The following is a 17,567-nucleotide window of genomic DNA, read 5'->3' as shown; positions in this document are numbered from 1 at the left end:
GTGCAGATCCCAAGAGCGAATGCTGCTCCTGCGAGCAGCTGTTCTACACCAACTTTCGATACAATTGTCTTAGATAGCGAGAGCGAGTAATGAAGAAATAGATAATCTGAATGAACAGGAATGTGGCAAATATCGCAATCGCGTATTGAAATACCGAGTAGGAGATCAGCTGCTGAAGGGCAGCTATGGCTACGGCGCTGTGAATCATCGCCAGCACAAGGGGCAGGAAGAACATGAGGATCAGCTGCTGGGTTACGGTTTTGTTGAGTTCCTTGCGGCTGAGCCCCACTTTGGCGATCATCTTGTACTGCTGCTCATCCCGCTCCGAGTCGGCATATAGACGGAAGTAGATGAAGCTGGCGGCGAAAGTGAAGAAGACGATGCCTACAAGTCCGCTCAAGATAAGCAGAATGCCGTTAACCTGCTGGGATTCAGTCCATTTATCGACCAAAGAAGATAAAGTGTAGTGACTGTTGTCCTGGGGGATTAACTTCTTAAGCTGTTCCGAGACGGCCCGGCTCTTTTGCCAGTCCTCTACGACAAAATGATAGGTTTTATTTATGTTTTGTTTGGGTTCCTTGGCGAAGATCGTATGGAAATCTTTATCCGTAACAATGTATAAACCCCAGATGTTGGGTAGGACGACATAATCAAGTGATTTTATGACCTTGAAAGTGCCCTTATAATCTCTCCTGATGATGCCCACTTGTTGACTTGGAACTCCCTGGATCTTGTAAGTATTGGCCATCTCTAGCGAGGATGGCGCGAGAATGGTCATCTGATCCTGCAGCTGCTCGGCAGGCCGACCCAGCGTCTTCGCTAGGCTGTTGTAGTCACTTAGCTTGATCAACCTTAGACCATTGTCTGACTGATCTATTGAGACTTCACCCATCCGGTACTTGAAGCCGTTCCTGGTCAGCTCTTGCTGGATCAGCCGGATGTGCTCCTGTTCTTTCGTATTGCCATAATAAGAAGCGTAGCTGAACGAGTATGGGTTCGCCATTTCAGCCAGACCCGGCGCCCCGATCGCCAGACAGGTGCCAATCGCGGTGAAAGCAACCGCGGAAATAATTGAGACCATGAAGAACATGACCGCGTTATCCTTCATCCGATAGGAAAGCTCGGATAAGGTCAATAGGTTAGTGCGGCGGAAGAACAAACCTTGATTTCTCTTGAGCATCCGAATGACATATACACTAAGCTGGGTGAAGAGGAAATAGGTTCCCAGGATGACGAGCCCGACACCTACAGCCAGAAGGGCGAGGCTGTAGACATGCATGATTACGAAATAGAATACACATCCATATCCAGCGCCAATCAGCAGCACGGCAAGGAGAGAGAGCACCCAGGAGGCCTTCGGCTCCGGCTTCGGCTTGTCGGAAGATTTGATCAGCTCTACCAGCTCTACCTTGCGCACCATCAGGGAGGTGAAGAGCGAGATGACGACGAACATTACCGCGAACGCGCCGGCGGTCAGCCAGATTGCTTTCAGCGGAATATAGAACCTGAGCCCCTGTTCAATCGACAGCAGATTCGCACTGACGAGCAGGATGAGCTTGGAGAAAATCAGGCCTACCCCAATTCCCGCGACAATAGAGCCAAAGCCGATTAGAATATTCTCGATGAACAACAGCTTATGCAGCTGTCTCTTCGACATGCCCAGAAGCATCAGAATACCGAATTCCCGCTTGCGCAGCTTCAGGAAGCTACTGACCGAATACAGCAGGAAGAAGAAAGAGAAGATGAAGACGATATACTGACAGATTTCCATGCCCATACTCGCCAGCATACTCATCGTTCTGCTAGTGGAGGCCAGCTCTCCCTGGAGATCCGGATGGTAGAGCAGCAGCGCATAGATGAAGAAGATCATGACAGCAAAGGCACTGCTTAGAAAGTGGGCAATGTAGGTCCGCTTGTTGCGGATCACATTGTTAAATGCGAATTGTCTGAAATTCATCAGCATTCCCTCCCAATAGCGACAGAACATTCATAATTTTCTGATAAAAGGCTGCCCGGTTGTCCCCATCATGAATTTCATTGTACAGCTGTCCGTCTTTGATGAAGACGACCCGGTTGCAGTAGCTGGCCGCGACAGGATCATGGGTGACCAGCATCATGGTGGTGCCGTCCTCCTGATTGCGTTTCTCCATGATCTCCATAACATCACGGGCCGCCTTGGAATCCAGATTCCCTGTAGGTTCATCCGCCAGCACCAGCTTGGGCTCATGAATCAGTGCACGGGCAATCGTCGTCCGCTGGGCCTGGCCTCCAGATATCTCATAGGTGCGCTTGTCCAGAATGGTGGTGATGCCAAGCTTGTCAGCCAGCTGATCGATCCGGGAGTTCATTTCCTTCAGACTCACTCCGTCCAGAGCAAGAGGGAGAAGGATGTTCTCCTTGACCGTTAATGTATGTAGCAGATTGAAGGACTGGAATACAAATCCGAGTTCCCGGCGGCGAAAGACAGCAAGCTGATCGGCAGAGAGCGTATGCGGATTGCGGCCGTTAATGAGCACCTCGCCCGAAGTGGGCGAGTCAATGGTGGAGACCAGATTCAGCAGCGTGGTCTTGCCGCTTCCCGAAGGACCCATGATGCCGACGAATTCACCTGGGTTGACAGACAGCTGAATCTTGGATAAAGCCTCATAAGATACGGCGCCTTTATATATTTTACTGAGATTATTCACTTTCAATATTTCCATGATGATACATTCCCCTTTCATTAGGTAATCCACGATTAGAGACAGATAGAGTCTAAGTGATAACGTGCCGTAAGCTGTATTAGTTACGGAGCTGCGCTCGTTACCGCCCAATCTCTGTTCCAAGTGTAAGGCATGGCGGTTCAATGTCCTATTGATCAATCTTTCAGGAAGCTGACAAAGTTGTAAGGTAGTATTGTGACTGGTTCGGTCAATAAGCAAAAACCCCTCATTCGCTAGAATGGGAGGTTCGGCATCATGCATATGGGAATCGAATACGTACGGCCGTGCCGCGGGACGGGGCAGATTCAAGTTCAATTTCATAACCTAGTCGATCAGCAACCTCTTTGACCAGGTACAGTCCCATACCGGTAGATTCCTTAAAGATTCTTCCGTTCTCTCCGGTGAAGAAGGGGCGGAAGACACGGGCGATATCGGCCTTCGGAATTCCGATTCCGGAATCGCGAATCTCGAGACACAGCGCCTGCTCATCACGAAAGGCAGTGAACGTCACGGTGCTGCGGCTGCCTGCCGAGTATTTTATAGCATTGGACATGATCTGCTGCAGCATGAAACGGAGCCATTTCACATCAGTCTGAGCCGTGTATTCATATGGAATTTGATTATCTGGATAGACACTGCTGCGGATAAAGTACAGCTTGTTCTCGTGAATGACATCTTGGACGATTTCTCGAAGGCAGATTTTCTCTACATGAAAATCCTGTTCAAACGTCTCCAGTCTCGCCATGTAGAGCACCATCTCAAGCCCGCGTCTAATTCTATCGGCCTCCTCGGCAATATTCTCAAACAGGGGATCTTCTTCACTTTGAGTGATCAAATCGATCACGGAGAGCGGGGTCTTCATCTGATGCACCCATTGGTTCATGAACACCAGATGCTCCTGCTGATGCTTTTCATATTTGATAAGCTGGTCTTGGTAGTGTTTGAATTGAATATCCAGCAGCCTGCTGACAGCTGAGGATAACGGGGCAGCATCGCCATCTTGGATGGAATCTAGAAGTGCTGCAGGCGGGTAGGTCAGGCGCTTATATAACAGGCGGTGAGTATAGTATCTGAACCCAAGATAAGCGACGAACAAGCAGAGACTTAGGAAGCAGGCATACAGAGCAGTCAAGGGATGTTTGTAGCCATCGTACCAGTAGACCAATATAATCAGAATCTGTTGGGCAATCCCGAACAGAAAGAGAGGAATATGCTCACGTACAAACAGCTTCATGCCCCCGTATCATCCTTCCAGGTGACATTAAGACGGTATCCAACACCCCGCATCGTTTCCAGGGCATCCTCTATGCCCAGATCGGCCAGTTTCTTGCGCACTCTGGTGATATTGACGCTCAGTGTATTGTCATCGACGAAGGAGTCATCCCACAGCTTATCCAGAATCTGGGTGCGGCTGATGGATCTAGGACTTCGATCGAGCAGAGCTTCGATAAGAACGGTCTCTTTTTTGGTTAAAGTAACGCTGTGTTCCCCAAGCTTCAGCTCCATTCTCTCGGGATAGAGAATCAGCCCCGCTTGAGATAGAGTACGCTCTTCCATCTTGGAAGCATAGTCTCCATATACCCGTCTAAGCTGACTACGGATCTTGGCCATCACGACTTCATAGTGAAAAGGTTTGGTTATATAATCATCCGCCCCGTTCTCCAGGGCGCGGACCTGATCCATTTCCCCGCTGCGCGCGGAGATGAAGATAATCGGACAGGTGGACACCGTCCGAATCTGGCGGCACCAGAAATATCCGTCAAAGCTGGGCAAATTAACGTCCATCAGTACTATGTGAGGCTCTAATTGTCTAAATTGATCTAACACTTGTTCGAAATCGTTAATAGTTTCAGCCCGATCTCCATATTTCTCAATATGAGACTTCAGGAGATGGGCAATCTTCGGATCATCTTCCACAATCATAATGGTATACATCCTAAATCTCCTTTTGAAAAGCCAATATACCCACATTATACATAAAGGCGAAACGGATGAACTATTATGTCGAAAAAATAGGGGCTATACAAGAGCAGCCACCCTGTGAAGGATGGCTGCTCTTTATAAATGGCCGAAGCCATAAGGGTTTTAGGAGGATACCAATATCTCTCTGAATTCCTTAGTAAGTAGAGGCACGACTTCGAATAAATCTCCAACGATACCATAATCCGCAACCTTGAATATAGGTGCTTCGGGGTCCTTGTTAATCGCGATAATTACACGGGACTGGCTCATGCCGGCAAGGTGCTGAATAGCACCGCTGATGCCGCAGGCGATGTAAATTTCTGGCGTAACGACCTTGCCGGTCTGGCCAATCTGCATGGCATAATCGCAGTAGCCGGCATCGCAGGCACCGCGTGAAGCTCCGACCGCACCGCCCAGAACATCGGCCAGCTCTTCGAGCGGCTTAAAGCCTTCAGCGCTCTTCACACCACGTCCGCCGGAGACCACGAATTTGGCCTCGGTAAGATCGACTTTACCGGAGGTTTTGCGGACGACATCCTTAATGACCGACTTGAGGTCGACTGCAGGCGAATACTCGGTCTCTACAATAGTTGCGGGATTGGCGGCCTTTGCAGCTGTAGGAATATTGTTGGGGCGAATGGTGATGACTCTTGGACCATCCGTGAACTGCTTCTGCTCAAAGGCTTTGCCTGCATAGATTGGGCGGGTGAACGAGGCGGTTGTGCCTGTATTTTGAATTGCTGTGATATCCGAAATTTGTCCGGCATTTAAATGAGCAGCTACCATAGGGGCAAGGTCACGGCCGATCGCAGTATGTCCGAACACTACGGTATGGGGGTTCAGGGTACCCAGCACTTGGGTAAGGGCCTCAAAATAAGCCTCGGCATTGTAATTCTCCAAGGCCGGATGATCCAAGACGTGCACTTCTCCATCCAGATACTCCGCCAGTTCACTGGCAAGTGGGGTAATCTGCGAGCCGATCAGGACAGCCGCCGCTGAATCGCCCTCTTCTTTAAGTAAGGATACAGCGTGAAGCGCTTCCAAAGTGACTTGTCTTAAAGCTCCTGCTCGAACCTCAGCAACAACCACGTACGCATGACTCATATCCGTTAACCTCCCATGGAATGGAATCTTATCAATCCGTACTCATATTAACTTCGCATCTGTACGCAGCAGCTGAACAAGCTGGGCAGCCTGCTCAGCCAAGTCACCCTTCATGATCTGTCCCGCTTTGCGAGCAGGAGGCAGAGCCAGCGACAGGCGCCGAGTCTTCGGGGCAATCTCAGTATCATCCAACCCCAGATCATCGAGGCTTAATGTCTGAAAAGGCTTCTTCTTCGCTTTCATAATTCCCGGAAGGGAAGGGTATCTCGGCTCGTTCAGCCCCTGCTGCGCTGTAAATAGAGCGGGGAGCGAGACCTGAACCGTCTCGGTATCTCCTTCGGAGTCCCGCTGAACTTCTGCGTTCATGCCGCTGATGTCCAACTTGATAATCGAGGAGACATGAGGGAGGCCCAGAAGCCGGGAGATACGTACGGCAATCTGCCCTCCGCCGCTGTCGACGGAGAAGTTCCCGCCGAGAATAAGATCAGGAGATTGCTTGCCAAGATAGGCGGCCAGCACCCTGGATACGCTGAACTCATCTGCCGGAATCCGGGCATCCATAATGAGCACCGCTTCATCGGCTCCCATGGCGAGGGCTGTACGAAGGGCTTCGGCTGAGCGCTCAGGACCTACTGAGAGGACGATGACCGTGCCGCCATGCTGCTCTTTTTGACGCAGCGCTTCCTCCACGGCGTATTCATCATACGGATTAATGACGTATTTCACTCCGTCATCCGAGATTTCCCCATTTGTGATCACGATTCTCTCCTCGGTATCGAACGTTTGCTTCAGCAGTACATAGATATTCATGTTCCAAACTCCTCTCTAAATTTAGGTAGGCGGAAACACATTGTAGCTGGTTCTGCTATTTAAGTCCTTTGAGGAAAAACTCCACCGTCTTTTCAACCTGAGCCGTAAGTGAATACTTGCGGCCCGAGATCAGCCAGGATGTCACCACTTCATCCAGGGCGCCGAAGATAAGCAGGCGGGTTAACTTGATGTCCAGGTCGGCGCGGAACAGCTTCTCCTGAATCCCCTTCTCCAGAATATGCTCAATTAACTGGATATAGGGCTTCACTACGTGCCCAATGGCTACGCGCAGTTCAAGGGAGCTCTGCCTAAGCTCAATCTGGGTAACGTAAGCCAGGTTCACATTGTTCTCAAGCTCACTGTAATGGATCTCGCATACTTTGCGCAGAGCCTCCTCTGCGGTACTGGATTCCTTAACACTTTCATGGAAGGAAGTAATCAGATCGCCAAGGCGCTCCTGAAAGAGAGAAATAAGGATATCTTCCTTCTTCTTAAAATATAAATAAATCGTGCCGTCCGCTACACCAGCCTCCTTTGCAATCTTGGAAATCTGAGAACCATGAAAGCCGTTCTCAGCAATCACTTTCAGCGCAGCTTCCAGGATCAGTTCATATTTTTCCGTTTTCCTACTTGCCATAGTTCCACCTCGGTGTTAGAATTCGAATTAACTGAATGAATACTCATTCATTTTTCTTAATCTTAGGGTAAAGCGTGCTGGATGTCAACGTTTTAGGCCTAAGAATTTACTACTTAATATGCAGTTACAAAGGTTTACCTGTGGGGGCACGCACCTTATACAGACTTATGTAACCGCTTACCAAGGCTTGGCCATCACAATCAAATATTTACTCGGCAGAAAGGACGGATGCTCCGATGGCATGGCAGATCGTTAATCTTCTCTTATTTCTATCAGTAACCGGGTATGGGATTTATTTGTTCTATAAGGCTGTGTATCACCGCTGGCTGTATGTGAAGCTCGGCAAGCCGTCCGACTTTCGCTTGCAGAGCGAGGGGAGGTGGAAAGATTTCCTGACTCAAGTGTTCGGGCAGAAGAAGCTGCTTAAAGATCCGAAGAGCGGCATCATGCATATCGTTATTTTCTATGGATTCATCATTCTTCAGTTCGGTGCCCTGGATCTCATTATTAAGGGCCTGACGAGAGGCGATGGGCATCTGCCCGTGCCAGGCTATGAAGTGTTTGGACTGCTGCAGGAAATTACGGTCCTGCTCATTCTCGTCGCTATGGCCTATGCCGCATACCGGCGCTATGGGGAGAAGCTGGCAAGACTAAAGCGCGGATTCAAACCGGGTATAGTTGTGATTTTTATCTTCTCCTTAATGTTCTCGGTGCTGCTGTCCCTTGGATTTGAAAGGGTTTGGCTTGGGATTCCGGCCTCCGGGTATGCACCTATCTCGTCAGCGATTGCGGGGGTGTTTGGTTCCCTACCGGCCGCTGCTGCTGCCGTACTTTTCTATATTTGCTGGTGGGCACATCTGATCATTCTCCTGGCATTCCTGGTCTATGTGCCGCAGTCGAAGCATTTTCACCTGATTACCGCCCCAATCAATATCTGGCTTGGCCGATCTAAGCCGGTTGGCCGGCTTAAGAAGCTTGATCTCGAGGATGAAGAAGCTGAATCGTTCGGGGTAGGCAAGATTGAAGATTTCACCCAGAAGCAGATGATTGATTTCTATGCCTGTGTGGAATGCGGGCGGTGTACCAATGTATGTCCAGCTTCAAACACCGGCAAGGTGCTGTCACCGATGCATCTGATTACCAAGCTTAGGGACCATCTCACGGAGAAAGGAACAGCTATAACCGGAAAATCTCCTTATGTGCCGGAGTTTGCTTTTGCCGGGGGAAGCGGTGCGAATGCCCTTAAGGAGAACGGACAGCATGAACTGGATTGGAACGGTACCGGAATTACGGATATCCGTCCAACATTGGCCTGGCAGAAAGCTGCATGGGGCCATACCGACAAGTCCCCACAGGAGCTGAATCTGGTTGGTGATGTCATGACGGAAGAAGAGATCTGGTCCTGCACGACCTGCCGTAACTGTGAGGATCAGTGCCCGGTAGGGAATGAGCATGTCGACAAGATCATCGATCTTCGCAGACATCTCGTGCTGATGGAAGGCAGCATGCCCCATGAAGGGCAGCGGGCCCTGCAGAATATTGAACGCCAGAGCAATCCATGGGGGCTGAATCGTAATGACCGCGCGGCCTGGAGCGGTGAAGTGGAAGGTATTAAAGTGCCGACGGTGAAAGACCAGCCTGAATTTGAATATTTATTTTTCGTAGGCTCCATGGGTTCTTATGATCTCCGCAGCCGAAAGATTTCTCGTGCTTTCGCGAGACTGCTGAACGAATCTGGAGTTAGCTTTGCGATTCTCGGCAACGAAGAGAAGAACTCGGGCGATACGCCCCGCCGGATGGGGAACGAGATGCTGTTCCAGCAGCTGTGTATGGAGAACATTGAGACTTTTGAGAAATATGGGGTTAAAAAGATCGTCACCGCCTGCCCTCATACGTTCAATACGCTGAAGAATGAGTATCCGGATTTCGGGCTTGAGGGGGTTGTAGTGCTTCATCATTCACAGCTGCTTGATCAACTCATCAAGGAAGGCCGGCTGCAGCCCCGGTATGAAGTGAAGGAACGCGTTACCTATCACGATTCCTGCTACTTGGGCAGGTACAACAATGTGTACGAAGAACCCCGCAATGTGCTTAGAGCCATTCCAGGTGTAGAGCTTGCCGAGATGGCACGGTCCCGGGAGAACGGAATGTGCTGCGGCGCCGGGGGAGGCATGATGTGGATGGAAGAATCCTCTGGCAAAAGAGTTAATCTGGCGCGCACCGAGCAGGCGCTTGAGGTCAACCCGACCGTGATCAGCAGCGCATGTCCCTACTGCCTGACGATGATGGAAGACGGTACGAAGATGAAGGAAGTTGAAGACAGCGTGAAGGCGAGGGATATTGCTGAACTGCTTGAGCTGTCCGTATTCGGCAGTGCTCCAGCAGACACTAATCATGAACTTGAATTGGAGGCTGGCAGGTTATGAACTTATCCATTCGTAAAGCGGCCGTAATCGGCTCCGGTATTATGGGTTCGCAAATTGCAGCACACCTAGCGGGTGTAGGCATCAAGACTCTGCTGCTCGATATCGTACCGAAGACATTGACGGAGGAAGAAGCAGGCAGAGGGCTAACCCTTGCTGATCCGGCCGTTCGAAACAGACTCGCTGCTTCGGCAATTAAAAGGCTGACCAAGATCAAGCCGGCCCCCCTCTATGATGAGGCGTTCGCGGAACGAATAACACCGGGAAATCTGGAGGATCATCTGGCCTCCCTTGGCGAGGTGGACTGGGTTATTGAAGTGGTTGTCGAGAATTTGGAGGTGAAGAAAAATCTGCTGAAGCAGATTGAACAGCACCGTAAGCCGGGGACCATCGTCAGCTCTAACACGTCGGGCATATCCATCAATGCGATGGCCGCAGATTGCGGGGAGGAGTTCAAGAAGCATTTTCTCGGTACCCATTTCTTCAATCCACCCCGATATATGAAGCTGCTTGAGATTATTCCGGGCGAGAAGACGGATTCCGAGCTGGTTAGGGCCATGAAAGCTTTCTGCGAGAAGGTACTTGGCAAGGGAGTTGTACTGGCAAAAGATACCCCCAACTTTATCGCCAACCGAATCGGGACTTACGGATTGCTTGTGACCTTGCAGGAGATGCAGAAGAACGGTGGCTATACGGTCGAGGAAGTAGATGCGGTTACCGGGCCTGCGATGGGCCGGCCGAAGAGTGCCACGTTCCGGACGCTGGATCTGGTAGGACTGGATACGTTCGTTCATGTCGCAGACAACGTGTTTCAGAATGTGACGGACGAACAAGAGAAGGCGGTCTTTGATACGCCGGATGTACTGAAGAAGATGACGGAGCTGAAATGGCTGGGGGAGAAGACGGGAAGAGGCTTTTACCTTAAGCAAAAAGGGGAAAAAGGCAGCGAGATCCTGTCCCTGAACCTGGCGACGATGGAATATGTTCCGCAGCAGAAGCCAAAAGGAGCCTCGCTCGAAGCGGCCAAAGCCGCCAAAGGCACCAAGGAGAAGCTAAAGACGCTGTTGTCGGGTAAGGACCGGTATTCGGAGCTGGCCTGGAATATTCTCAAGCCGGTGCTTATCTATTCCGCCGAGAAGGTCGGCGAAATCTCGGACTCTATCCAAGAGATTGATGAAGCTATGAGGTGGGGCTTCTCTTGGGATCTTGGACCGTTCGAGACCTGGGATGCCATCGGGCTGGCGCGGTCAGTCGAGCGCATGGAAGCAGAAGGCTTGGCCGTACCAGAGTGGGTGAAGGATTGGATTGCGTCCGGCCAGACCTCTTTCTATAAGAGCGATGAAGGACAGCTGTACTCGATTCATATCGGTTCACAGCAGTATAAGCAGGTGGAACAGGCACCGGAAGTGATTTCACTGCGTAGGCTCAAGGAGCAGAACAAGGTGATAAAAGGCAACTCAGGTGCGAGCCTGATCGATCTTGGAGAGGGAGTTGCTTGCCTGGAATTCCACTCGCCTAATAATGCAATCGGAGAAGACATTCTGTCGATGCTGCAGCAGAGTGTAGAGGAAGTCCGGAAGAACTACCTTGGCATGGTGATCGCTAACCAAGGTAAGAACTTCTGTGTTGGAGCCAATATCATGCTCTTATTAATGGAGGCACAGGACGAAGAATGGGATGAGATTGACGACATTATCCACATGTTCCAAAGCACCATGTATAAGGTCAAGCGGCTGGAAAAGCCAGTCGTTGCCGCACCGCACCGGATGTGTCTGGGCGGAGGGGTGGAAGCCTGTATGCCTGCGGACCAGGTCATTGCCTCAGCCGAAACTTATTATGGACTCGTCGAAGTAGGTGTGGGACTCATTCCCGCAGGAGGAGGCTGCAAAGAGTTTGCGCTTCGTGCAAGCCAGAGTCTTTTGAACGCGGAAGCGGATCTACAGCCTTACCTAAATCAAGTGTTCGAAACCGTTGGCATGGCCAAAGTATCGAGCAGCGGATATGATGCCAAGCGGCTTGGATATTTAAGGAGCTCAGATCGGGTTGTGGCTAACCAGGATCACTCGATTTATGAAGCGAAGCAGGCCGTGCTTGGCCTTGCTAGAAACGGTTACGAGCCGATTCCAGAGGAGAAGATCCGCGTAGCCGGTAGGGAAGGCAAGGCCATCCTGCAACTTGGAGCGATCGGAATGAGGCAGGGCGGCTACATCAGTGATCACGACCTGCTGATTGCTAAGAAGCTGGCCCACGTGCTGGCCGGAGGCGATGTCCCTGCCGGAACGCTCGTGACCGAGCAGTACATGCTCGATTTGGAGCGGGAGGCTTTCCTCAGCTTGTGCGGTGAGCCGAAGACGCAGGCCCGCATGCAGCATATGCTCACGAAAGGCAAAGCGCTGAGAAACTAAGGGCGGAGCAGAGGAAGCGGAACCAATGCCGCCAAAACTGCCTAGCTGCGAAATATCGGAGGAAGCGGGCCAACACCGGAACGCTATGCAGTGAAGTAACGGATTCAGCGGAACTAAAGTCGAAACTACTAGCAGCAAAGTAACGGAGGAAGCGGAACAATCCTGAAGAAGCGAAGCGCTCGCCTTTGTCCCCGGATTAGAACATTGCACAAGTTAATTCAGCAAATCCGGGGACAACAGCGATCGTAAGGATGTTCCGCAGCCGGAGTGGCGTCCAAGGTGGAGAGTTCCGCATCCGGAGTGGGCATACAAAGTGGAGAGGTCCGCTAGTCTAGCGCGCCAAGTTGAGCAGTTCCGGGACTGGAGAAGACATCTCGGAGTAATGGTCTTGATCGGCTGTAATCATTGCCGAATCGAAATGTCGAAACTGCTAGCAGCAAAGTAACGGAGGAAGCAGAACAATCCTGAAGAAGCGAAGCGCTCGCCTTTGTTCCCGGATTTGAACATTGCCAGAGTTAATTCAACAAATCCGGGGACAACAGCGATCGTAAGGATGTTCTGCATCCGGAGTGGCGCCCAACGTGGAACTATCCGCTGCCCGAGGTGCCTCCAAAGAGCGTAAGGATGTTGTGCAGCCGGAATGGGCATCCAAGGTGGAATGTTCTGCATCCGGAGTGGCGCCCAAGGTGGAAAGGATCCGCAGCCGTAGTGGGCATCGAAGGTTGACAGTAAATTTACCAAGGAGTGTGAGAACACGATGAGAGAAGCTGTAATTGTATCCATGGCGCGAACCGCCATTGGCAAAGCGAAGAAGGGCAGCCTCGCGCAGACCCGGGCCGATGACCTCGGTAAGGTCGTACTGGAAGCCGTGATTGAGCGGGCGCCGGGTCTTAGGAAGGAAGATGTCGAGGATGTCATTATTGGCTGCGCCATGCCGGAAGGGGAGCAGGGGCTGAATTTTGCCAGAATCATGTCACTGTATGCCGGTTATCCAAACACGGTACCTGCTCTTACGATCAACCGCTTCTGCTCTTCGGGGCTGCAGTCGATTGCCTTCGCGGCAGAACGCATCATGCTGGGAAATGCGGAAGTGATGGTTGCGGGCGGTGTGGAAAGCATGAGCCATGTTCCGATGACAGGCTTCAAAATTTCTCCGAATCTGAAGCTCGTGGAAGAAATGCCAGAGGTGTATATCGGCATGGGGCATACAGCCGAACTTGTAGCTGAGCGATTCGGCATCTCTCGTGAAGACCAGGATGCCTTCGCCGCACGTTCTCACCAGAAGGCAGCCGCCGCAATTGCGGATGGCAGATTTGAAGAAGAGATCGTGCCTTTTGAGGCCGAGCTTACCAGTGTCGATGACAAAGGAAGCATCGTGAAGAACAGGTTCGTCTTCGACACGGATGAAGGGGTGCGAAGCGATACCTCTGCCAAAGCTCTAGGCAAGCTGAAGCCAGCTTTTAAGATAGGCGGCTCGGTGACAGCCGGGAACTCCTCACAGGTGAGTGACGGAGCAGCAGCTGTCGTCGTGATGAGCAAGGAGAAGGCCGAAGCGCTCGGCCTGAAGCCGCTGGCTACGTTCCGGTCTTTTGCGCTAAGTGGAGTTGAACCGGAGATTATGGGGGTTGGTCCTGTTAAGGCGATTCCCAAAGCTCTTGAAATGGCAGGCATCACCCTGGAGGATGTGAGCTTGTTCGAGATTAATGAGGCGTTTGCTTCTCAATGTGTGCAGGTCATTCGGGAGCTTGGGATCGATGAGGAGAAGGTGAATGTGAACGGCGGAGCGATTGCGCTTGGCCATCCACTCGGATGTACGGGTACGAAGCTTACAACAACGCTGATTAGCGAGCTTCGCAAAAGAGGCGGCGGCTATGGTGTGGTATCGATGTGTATTGGCGGCGGAATGGGCGCAGCCGGCGTATTTGAAGTTCATGCAGAATAACATGAATTTGGAGAGGAGCAAATAATCATGAGTATAGTAGTGAACAAAGTGATTGGCGGCAGCTTTATGATTCAGGACGTTGACCATGAGCAGATCGTAACCCCGGAGGACTTTACCGAAGAGCATCGGATGATTGCCAGAACTACCCAGGACTTCGTTGAAGGTGAAATTGTTCCACGTGACGAAGAAATTGAGAAGCTGGACTATGAGCTAACCGTCAAACTGCTTCGTAAAGCCGGAGAAGTGGGTCTCCTCGGCGCGGAAGTCCCTGAAGCGTATGGCGGACTTGGTCTCGACAAGGTCAGCGCAACGCTGATTAGCGAGAAGCTGACCCAAGCGTCGGCTTTTGCCTTATCGGTTGGAGCCCATGTAGGAATCGGTACCCTGCCGATCGTCTATTTCGGGACAGAGGAGCAGAAGATGAAGTATCTGCCTTCACTGGCTTCAGGTGAGAAGGTTGCCGCCTACTGCCTAACCGAACCCTCCTCCGGTTCCGATGCGCTGGGCGCAAAGACAACCGCTACACTTAGTGATGACGGTGAATATTATATTCTGAATGGCAGCAAGCAGTTCATTACGAATGCTGGATTTGCGGATGTGTTCATCGTATATGCCAAAGTGAACGGCAAGGATTTCAGTACCTTTATCGTGGAGCGGGAGATGGAAGGGGTAAGCATTGGTCCCGAAGAGAAGAAGATGGGGATTAAAGGCTCGTCTACCTGCCCGCTGATCCTTGAAGATGTGAAAGTCCCTGTGGAGAATCTGCTGTGGGAAGTTGGCAAAGGCCATCTCATTGCCTTCAACATTCTGAATATCGGCCGCTTCAAGCTTGCTGCTGGGTGTGTAGGCGCCTCCAAGGATACGATCGCACTTGCAGCGAAGTATGCGAATGAACGGATGCAGTTCGGCAAAACCATTTCTTCGTTCCCGCTGATCGGCAAGAAGCTGGCCGAGATGAACACCAGAACCTTTGTCCTGGAAAGCATGGCCTACCGCACCGCGGGGCTGTTCGATGTAGGTCTGGCCGAGGTGGATCATACCAGTGAGAATGTAGGATACCAGTCTGCCAAAGCCATTGCTGAATATCAGCTGGAGTGCTCCATCAACAAAGTATTCGGTTCGGAGACGCTGGATTTCGTCGTTGACGAAGGTGTGCAAATCCACGGAGGCTATGGCTTTATCCAGGAGTACCGGGTCGAGCGGAATTACCGGGATTCGCGGATTAACCGGATTTTTGAAGGGACGAATGAGATCAACCGGCTGTTAATCCCTGGCACACTGATCAAACGCGCGATGAAGGGCGAGCTGCCTCTTATGCAGCAAGCTATGGCCCTGCAGGCTGAACTGATGCAGCCGATTCCTAGCCAGACTTTTGAAGGAACACTTGACCAAGAGACGCATCTCCTTGCTATGGCGAAGAAAATTTTCCTGATGACCGGCGCCCAGGCTGTGCAGAAATACCAGCAGAAGCTGGAGGAACAGCAGGAGATCCTCAGTCATCTGGCGGATATGATGATTCAGGTCTATGCGATGGAGAGTGCACTCCTGCGTACACGCAAAATGATGGGTCGTTCCGGGGAGGCCAAAGCCCATCTCGCGATTCTGATGACAACCGTGTTTGTTCAAGAGGCTTTTGCACAGATTGAGACCTGGGCCAAAGAAACTTTGGCGGCCATGGAGACAGGAGATACACTTCGCACACAGCTGTCTGTCCTCAAGAAGCTTACGAAGAGATCTCCCGTGAATACAATAGAAATGAAGCGCAGCATCGCTGCCAAAGTGATTGAGGCGGAGGAATACGTACGGTAACCATTGTTTAAGAATTGGGGTGTCCTGAATGCTGAACAAACTATGGTTCAATCATTACCCGGATGAGGTCCCGCATTCTTATGATTATCCGAAACAGAATCTGGCGAAATTTCTGATCGATTCGGCCAACCAGTATCCAGATCACATCGCGCTGGATTTCATGGGGAAGAAGATCAGCTACAATTCTTTGCTGAAATCCGTATACCGCTTTGCGAATGCCCTGCTTCGGCTGGGTATTCGTAAAGGCGACCGGGTAGCCATTATGCTGCCCAATTGTCCTCAAGGCGTTATCGCCTACTATGGCACCCTGTTAACAGGCGCCGTCGTTGTGATGACGAATCCGCTGTACGTCCCTAGGGAGATCGAACATCAATTGAGCGATGCCGGGGTTCGTCTCATTGTGACGATGGATGCCCTCGTCTCCCGGGTTCAAGAGGCGATGAAGAAGCATCCGCTGGAGTTTATGCTGGTGACGGAGATGAAGGATTACTTACCTTTTCCGAAGAACCTGCTCTATCCCATCAAGGCTAAGAAGGACGGAATGAGGGCAGCAGTCGAGTATAACGAGCGCGTACTTTCCTTCAAACAGTGTCTTAAGGATTCTTCCGATCTGCCTTGCCATACCCTGGTGAATGCGGATGAGGATCTGGCCTTGATTCAGTACACAGGAGGAACGACCGGGGTTGCCAAAGGAGTTATGCTGACCCATATGAATCTGATCTCCAATACGGTTCAGGCCCAGCTTTGGTTCTACAGAAGCAGGAAAGCGAACGAGAAGTACTTGGCGGCGCTTCCTTTCTTTCATGTATTCGGGCTTACGGTTCTGCTTAATCTGGCTATTTACAACGCCGGCACCCTGATTCTTCTTCCGAGATTCGAGATCAATCAGGTACTGAGTACGATTGATAAGCTGAAGCCGACTATATTCCCAGGGGCGCCTACGATGTATATCGCGGTGATCAATCACCCGGAGGTAAGCAGGTATGACCTATCTTCTATCAACATCTGTATCAGTGGTGCGGCTCCTCTTCCATTAGAAGTTCAGGAAAGGTTTGAGCGGATTACCGGCGGTAAACTGATTGAAGGGTATGGACTTACGGAGGCCTCGCCCGTTACTCATGTCAACAATATTTGGGAGCTGAGAAAAAGCGGCTCAATCGGAATCCCTGTTCCGGATACGGAGGCCCGGATTGTGAATGCTCTGACGGGTGAAGATCTTCCGCTCGGAGAGATCGGAGAGCTTATTGTCCGCGGACCGCAGGTGATGAAGGGATACTGGCAGCGCCCCGATGAGACCGCAGCTTCGCTGCGTGACGGCTGGCTCTACACTGGCGATCTGGCGCGCATGGATCAGGATGGATTCTTCTTCATTCTGGACCGGCGCAAGGATCTGATCATTGCCGGTGGGTATAACATCTATCCCCGAGAGGTGGAAGAGGTGCTGTTCGAGCATCCGGATGTGGAAGAAGCGGTGGTTGCTGGAACCGTGGACCCCTACCGCGGAGAAACGGTAAAAGCTTATATCGTGTTAAGGGAAGGTTGTACGACAACAGAGGCCGAACTGAAGAGCTTCTGCAAAGAGCGGCTCGCCGTATACAAGGTTCCGAAAGTATATGAATTTAGGAAAGCGCTTCCGAAGACGCTGGTCGGCAAAGTTCTCCGCCGCAAGCTGATTGATGAAGAAATGGGGAAGCTTATTCCTGACAACAAGGAAGAAGCATGACCTTAGGCAATGCTTTGCATTCTGGATGGAGTGAAGCAAGTCTTTAGAAA

At 51.2% G+C, this 17,567-nt stretch carries 12 protein-coding genes; 5 read left to right on the top strand and 7 right to left on the bottom strand.

From position 1 onward, the window contains the following. Positions 1-43: 43 nt before the first annotated feature. The 7 genes from EJP77_RS16845 to EJP77_RS16815 all read right to left on the bottom strand — a co-directional run bounded on the left by EJP77_RS16845 (position 44) and on the right by EJP77_RS16815 (position 7,215). Positions 44-1,957 carry an ABC transporter permease gene (locus tag EJP77_RS16845; protein WP_127200421.1) on the bottom strand — a complete coding sequence of 638 codons (1,914 nt, stop codon included), beginning with the start codon at positions 1,955-1,957 and terminating at the stop codon, positions 44-46. Further along, positions 1,932-2,702 carry an ABC transporter ATP-binding protein gene (locus tag EJP77_RS16840; RefSeq protein WP_127200420.1) on the bottom strand — a complete coding sequence of 257 codons (771 nt, stop codon included), beginning with the start codon at positions 2,700-2,702 and terminating at the stop codon, positions 1,932-1,934. Before EJP77_RS16840 ends, EJP77_RS16845 begins: the two co-directional genes overlap by 26 nt. Positions 2,703-2,955: 253 nt before the next feature. Beyond that, the gene (locus EJP77_RS16835) at positions 2,956-3,936 is read right to left on the bottom strand and encodes a sensor histidine kinase (protein WP_127200419.1); all 981 of its coding nucleotides are present in this window, start codon (positions 3,934-3,936) and stop codon (positions 2,956-2,958) included. Then, complete coding sequence (locus EJP77_RS16830) at positions 3,933-4,637, bottom strand: response regulator transcription factor (protein ID WP_127200418.1); 705 nt, start codon at positions 4,635-4,637, stop codon at positions 3,933-3,935. Before EJP77_RS16830 ends, EJP77_RS16835 begins: the two co-directional genes overlap by 4 nt. 150 nt (positions 4,638-4,787) lie before the next feature. Beyond that, positions 4,788-5,768 carry an electron transfer flavoprotein subunit alpha/FixB family protein gene (locus EJP77_RS16825; protein WP_127200417.1) on the bottom strand — a complete coding sequence of 327 codons (981 nt, stop codon included), beginning with the start codon at positions 5,766-5,768 and terminating at the stop codon, positions 4,788-4,790. Positions 5,769-5,810: 42 nt separating this feature from the next. Next, positions 5,811-6,578, bottom strand: coding sequence for an electron transfer flavoprotein subunit beta/FixA family protein (locus tag EJP77_RS16820; protein ID WP_127200416.1), 768 nt, complete (start codon positions 6,576-6,578; stop codon positions 5,811-5,813). Positions 6,579-6,633: 55 nt separating this feature from the next. Further along, positions 6,634-7,215: a fatty acid metabolism transcriptional regulator FadR gene (locus EJP77_RS16815; protein ID WP_127200415.1), complete on the bottom strand. Its 582-nt coding sequence runs from the start codon at positions 7,213-7,215 to the stop codon at positions 6,634-6,636. Between the two features lie 236 nt (positions 7,216-7,451). On the opposite strand from EJP77_RS16815, the gene EJP77_RS16810 reads away from it, so the two are divergent. From EJP77_RS16810 to EJP77_RS16790, 5 genes are all read left to right on the top strand, one after another. After that, positions 7,452-9,641, top strand: coding sequence for a (Fe-S)-binding protein (locus EJP77_RS16810; RefSeq protein ID WP_127200414.1), 2,190 nt, complete (start codon positions 7,452-7,454; stop codon positions 9,639-9,641). Then, positions 9,638-12,043 (top strand): 3-hydroxyacyl-CoA dehydrogenase/enoyl-CoA hydratase family protein, encoded by a 2,406-nt coding sequence (locus tag EJP77_RS16805; RefSeq protein ID WP_127200413.1) that lies wholly within the window; start codon positions 9,638-9,640, stop codon positions 12,041-12,043. The genes EJP77_RS16810 and EJP77_RS16805 overlap by 4 nt, the downstream gene beginning before the upstream one ends. 757 nt (positions 12,044-12,800) lie before the next feature. Then, positions 12,801-13,985 carry an acetyl-CoA C-acetyltransferase gene (locus EJP77_RS16800; protein ID WP_127200412.1) on the top strand — a complete coding sequence of 395 codons (1,185 nt, stop codon included), beginning with the start codon at positions 12,801-12,803 and terminating at the stop codon, positions 13,983-13,985. A gap of 27 nt (positions 13,986-14,012) precedes the next feature. Then, positions 14,013-15,794, top strand: a complete 1,782-nt coding sequence (locus EJP77_RS16795; protein ID WP_127200411.1) for an acyl-CoA dehydrogenase family protein — start codon at positions 14,013-14,015, stop codon at positions 15,792-15,794. A gap of 28 nt (positions 15,795-15,822) precedes the next feature. Further along, positions 15,823-17,517, top strand: coding sequence for a long-chain-fatty-acid--CoA ligase (locus EJP77_RS16790; protein WP_127200410.1), 1,695 nt, complete (start codon positions 15,823-15,825; stop codon positions 17,515-17,517). Positions 17,518-17,567: the final 50 nt, after the last annotated feature.

This window comes from Paenibacillus zeisoli (assembly GCF_003994465.1).
Lineage (GTDB): Bacteria > Bacillota > Bacilli > Paenibacillales > Paenibacillaceae > Fontibacillus > Fontibacillus zeisoli.
Note: the sequence above shows the minus strand (reverse complement) of the source record. Positions and strands in the feature narration are given on the sequence as shown.

Coding starts and splice junctions, on each gene's coding strand:
- EJP77_RS16845 (WP_127200421.1), bottom strand. CDS start 1,957: ATGAATTTCAGACAATTCGCATTTAACAATGTGATCCGCAACAAGCGG.
- EJP77_RS16795 (WP_127200411.1), top strand. CDS start 14,013: ATGAGTATAGTAGTGAACAAAGTGATTGGCGGCAGCTTTATGATTCAG.
- EJP77_RS16830 (WP_127200418.1), bottom strand. CDS start 4,637: ATGTATACCATTATGATTGTGGAAGATGATCCGAAGATTGCCCATCTC.
- EJP77_RS16810 (WP_127200414.1), top strand. CDS start 7,452: ATGGCATGGCAGATCGTTAATCTTCTCTTATTTCTATCAGTAACCGGG.
- EJP77_RS16805 (WP_127200413.1), top strand. CDS start 9,638: ATGAACTTATCCATTCGTAAAGCGGCCGTAATCGGCTCCGGTATTATG.
- EJP77_RS16840 (WP_127200420.1), bottom strand. CDS start 2,702: ATGGAAATATTGAAAGTGAATAATCTCAGTAAAATATATAAAGGCGCC.
- EJP77_RS16790 (WP_127200410.1), top strand. CDS start 15,823: ATGCTGAACAAACTATGGTTCAATCATTACCCGGATGAGGTCCCGCAT.
- EJP77_RS16815 (WP_127200415.1), bottom strand. CDS start 7,215: ATGGCAAGTAGGAAAACGGAAAAATATGAACTGATCCTGGAAGCTGCG.
- EJP77_RS16825 (WP_127200417.1), bottom strand. CDS start 5,768: ATGAGTCATGCGTACGTGGTTGTTGCTGAGGTTCGAGCAGGAGCTTTA.
- EJP77_RS16835 (WP_127200419.1), bottom strand. CDS start 3,936: ATGAAGCTGTTTGTACGTGAGCATATTCCTCTCTTTCTGTTCGGGATT.
- EJP77_RS16800 (WP_127200412.1), top strand. CDS start 12,801: ATGAGAGAAGCTGTAATTGTATCCATGGCGCGAACCGCCATTGGCAAA.
- EJP77_RS16820 (WP_127200416.1), bottom strand. CDS start 6,578: ATGAATATCTATGTACTGCTGAAGCAAACGTTCGATACCGAGGAGAGA.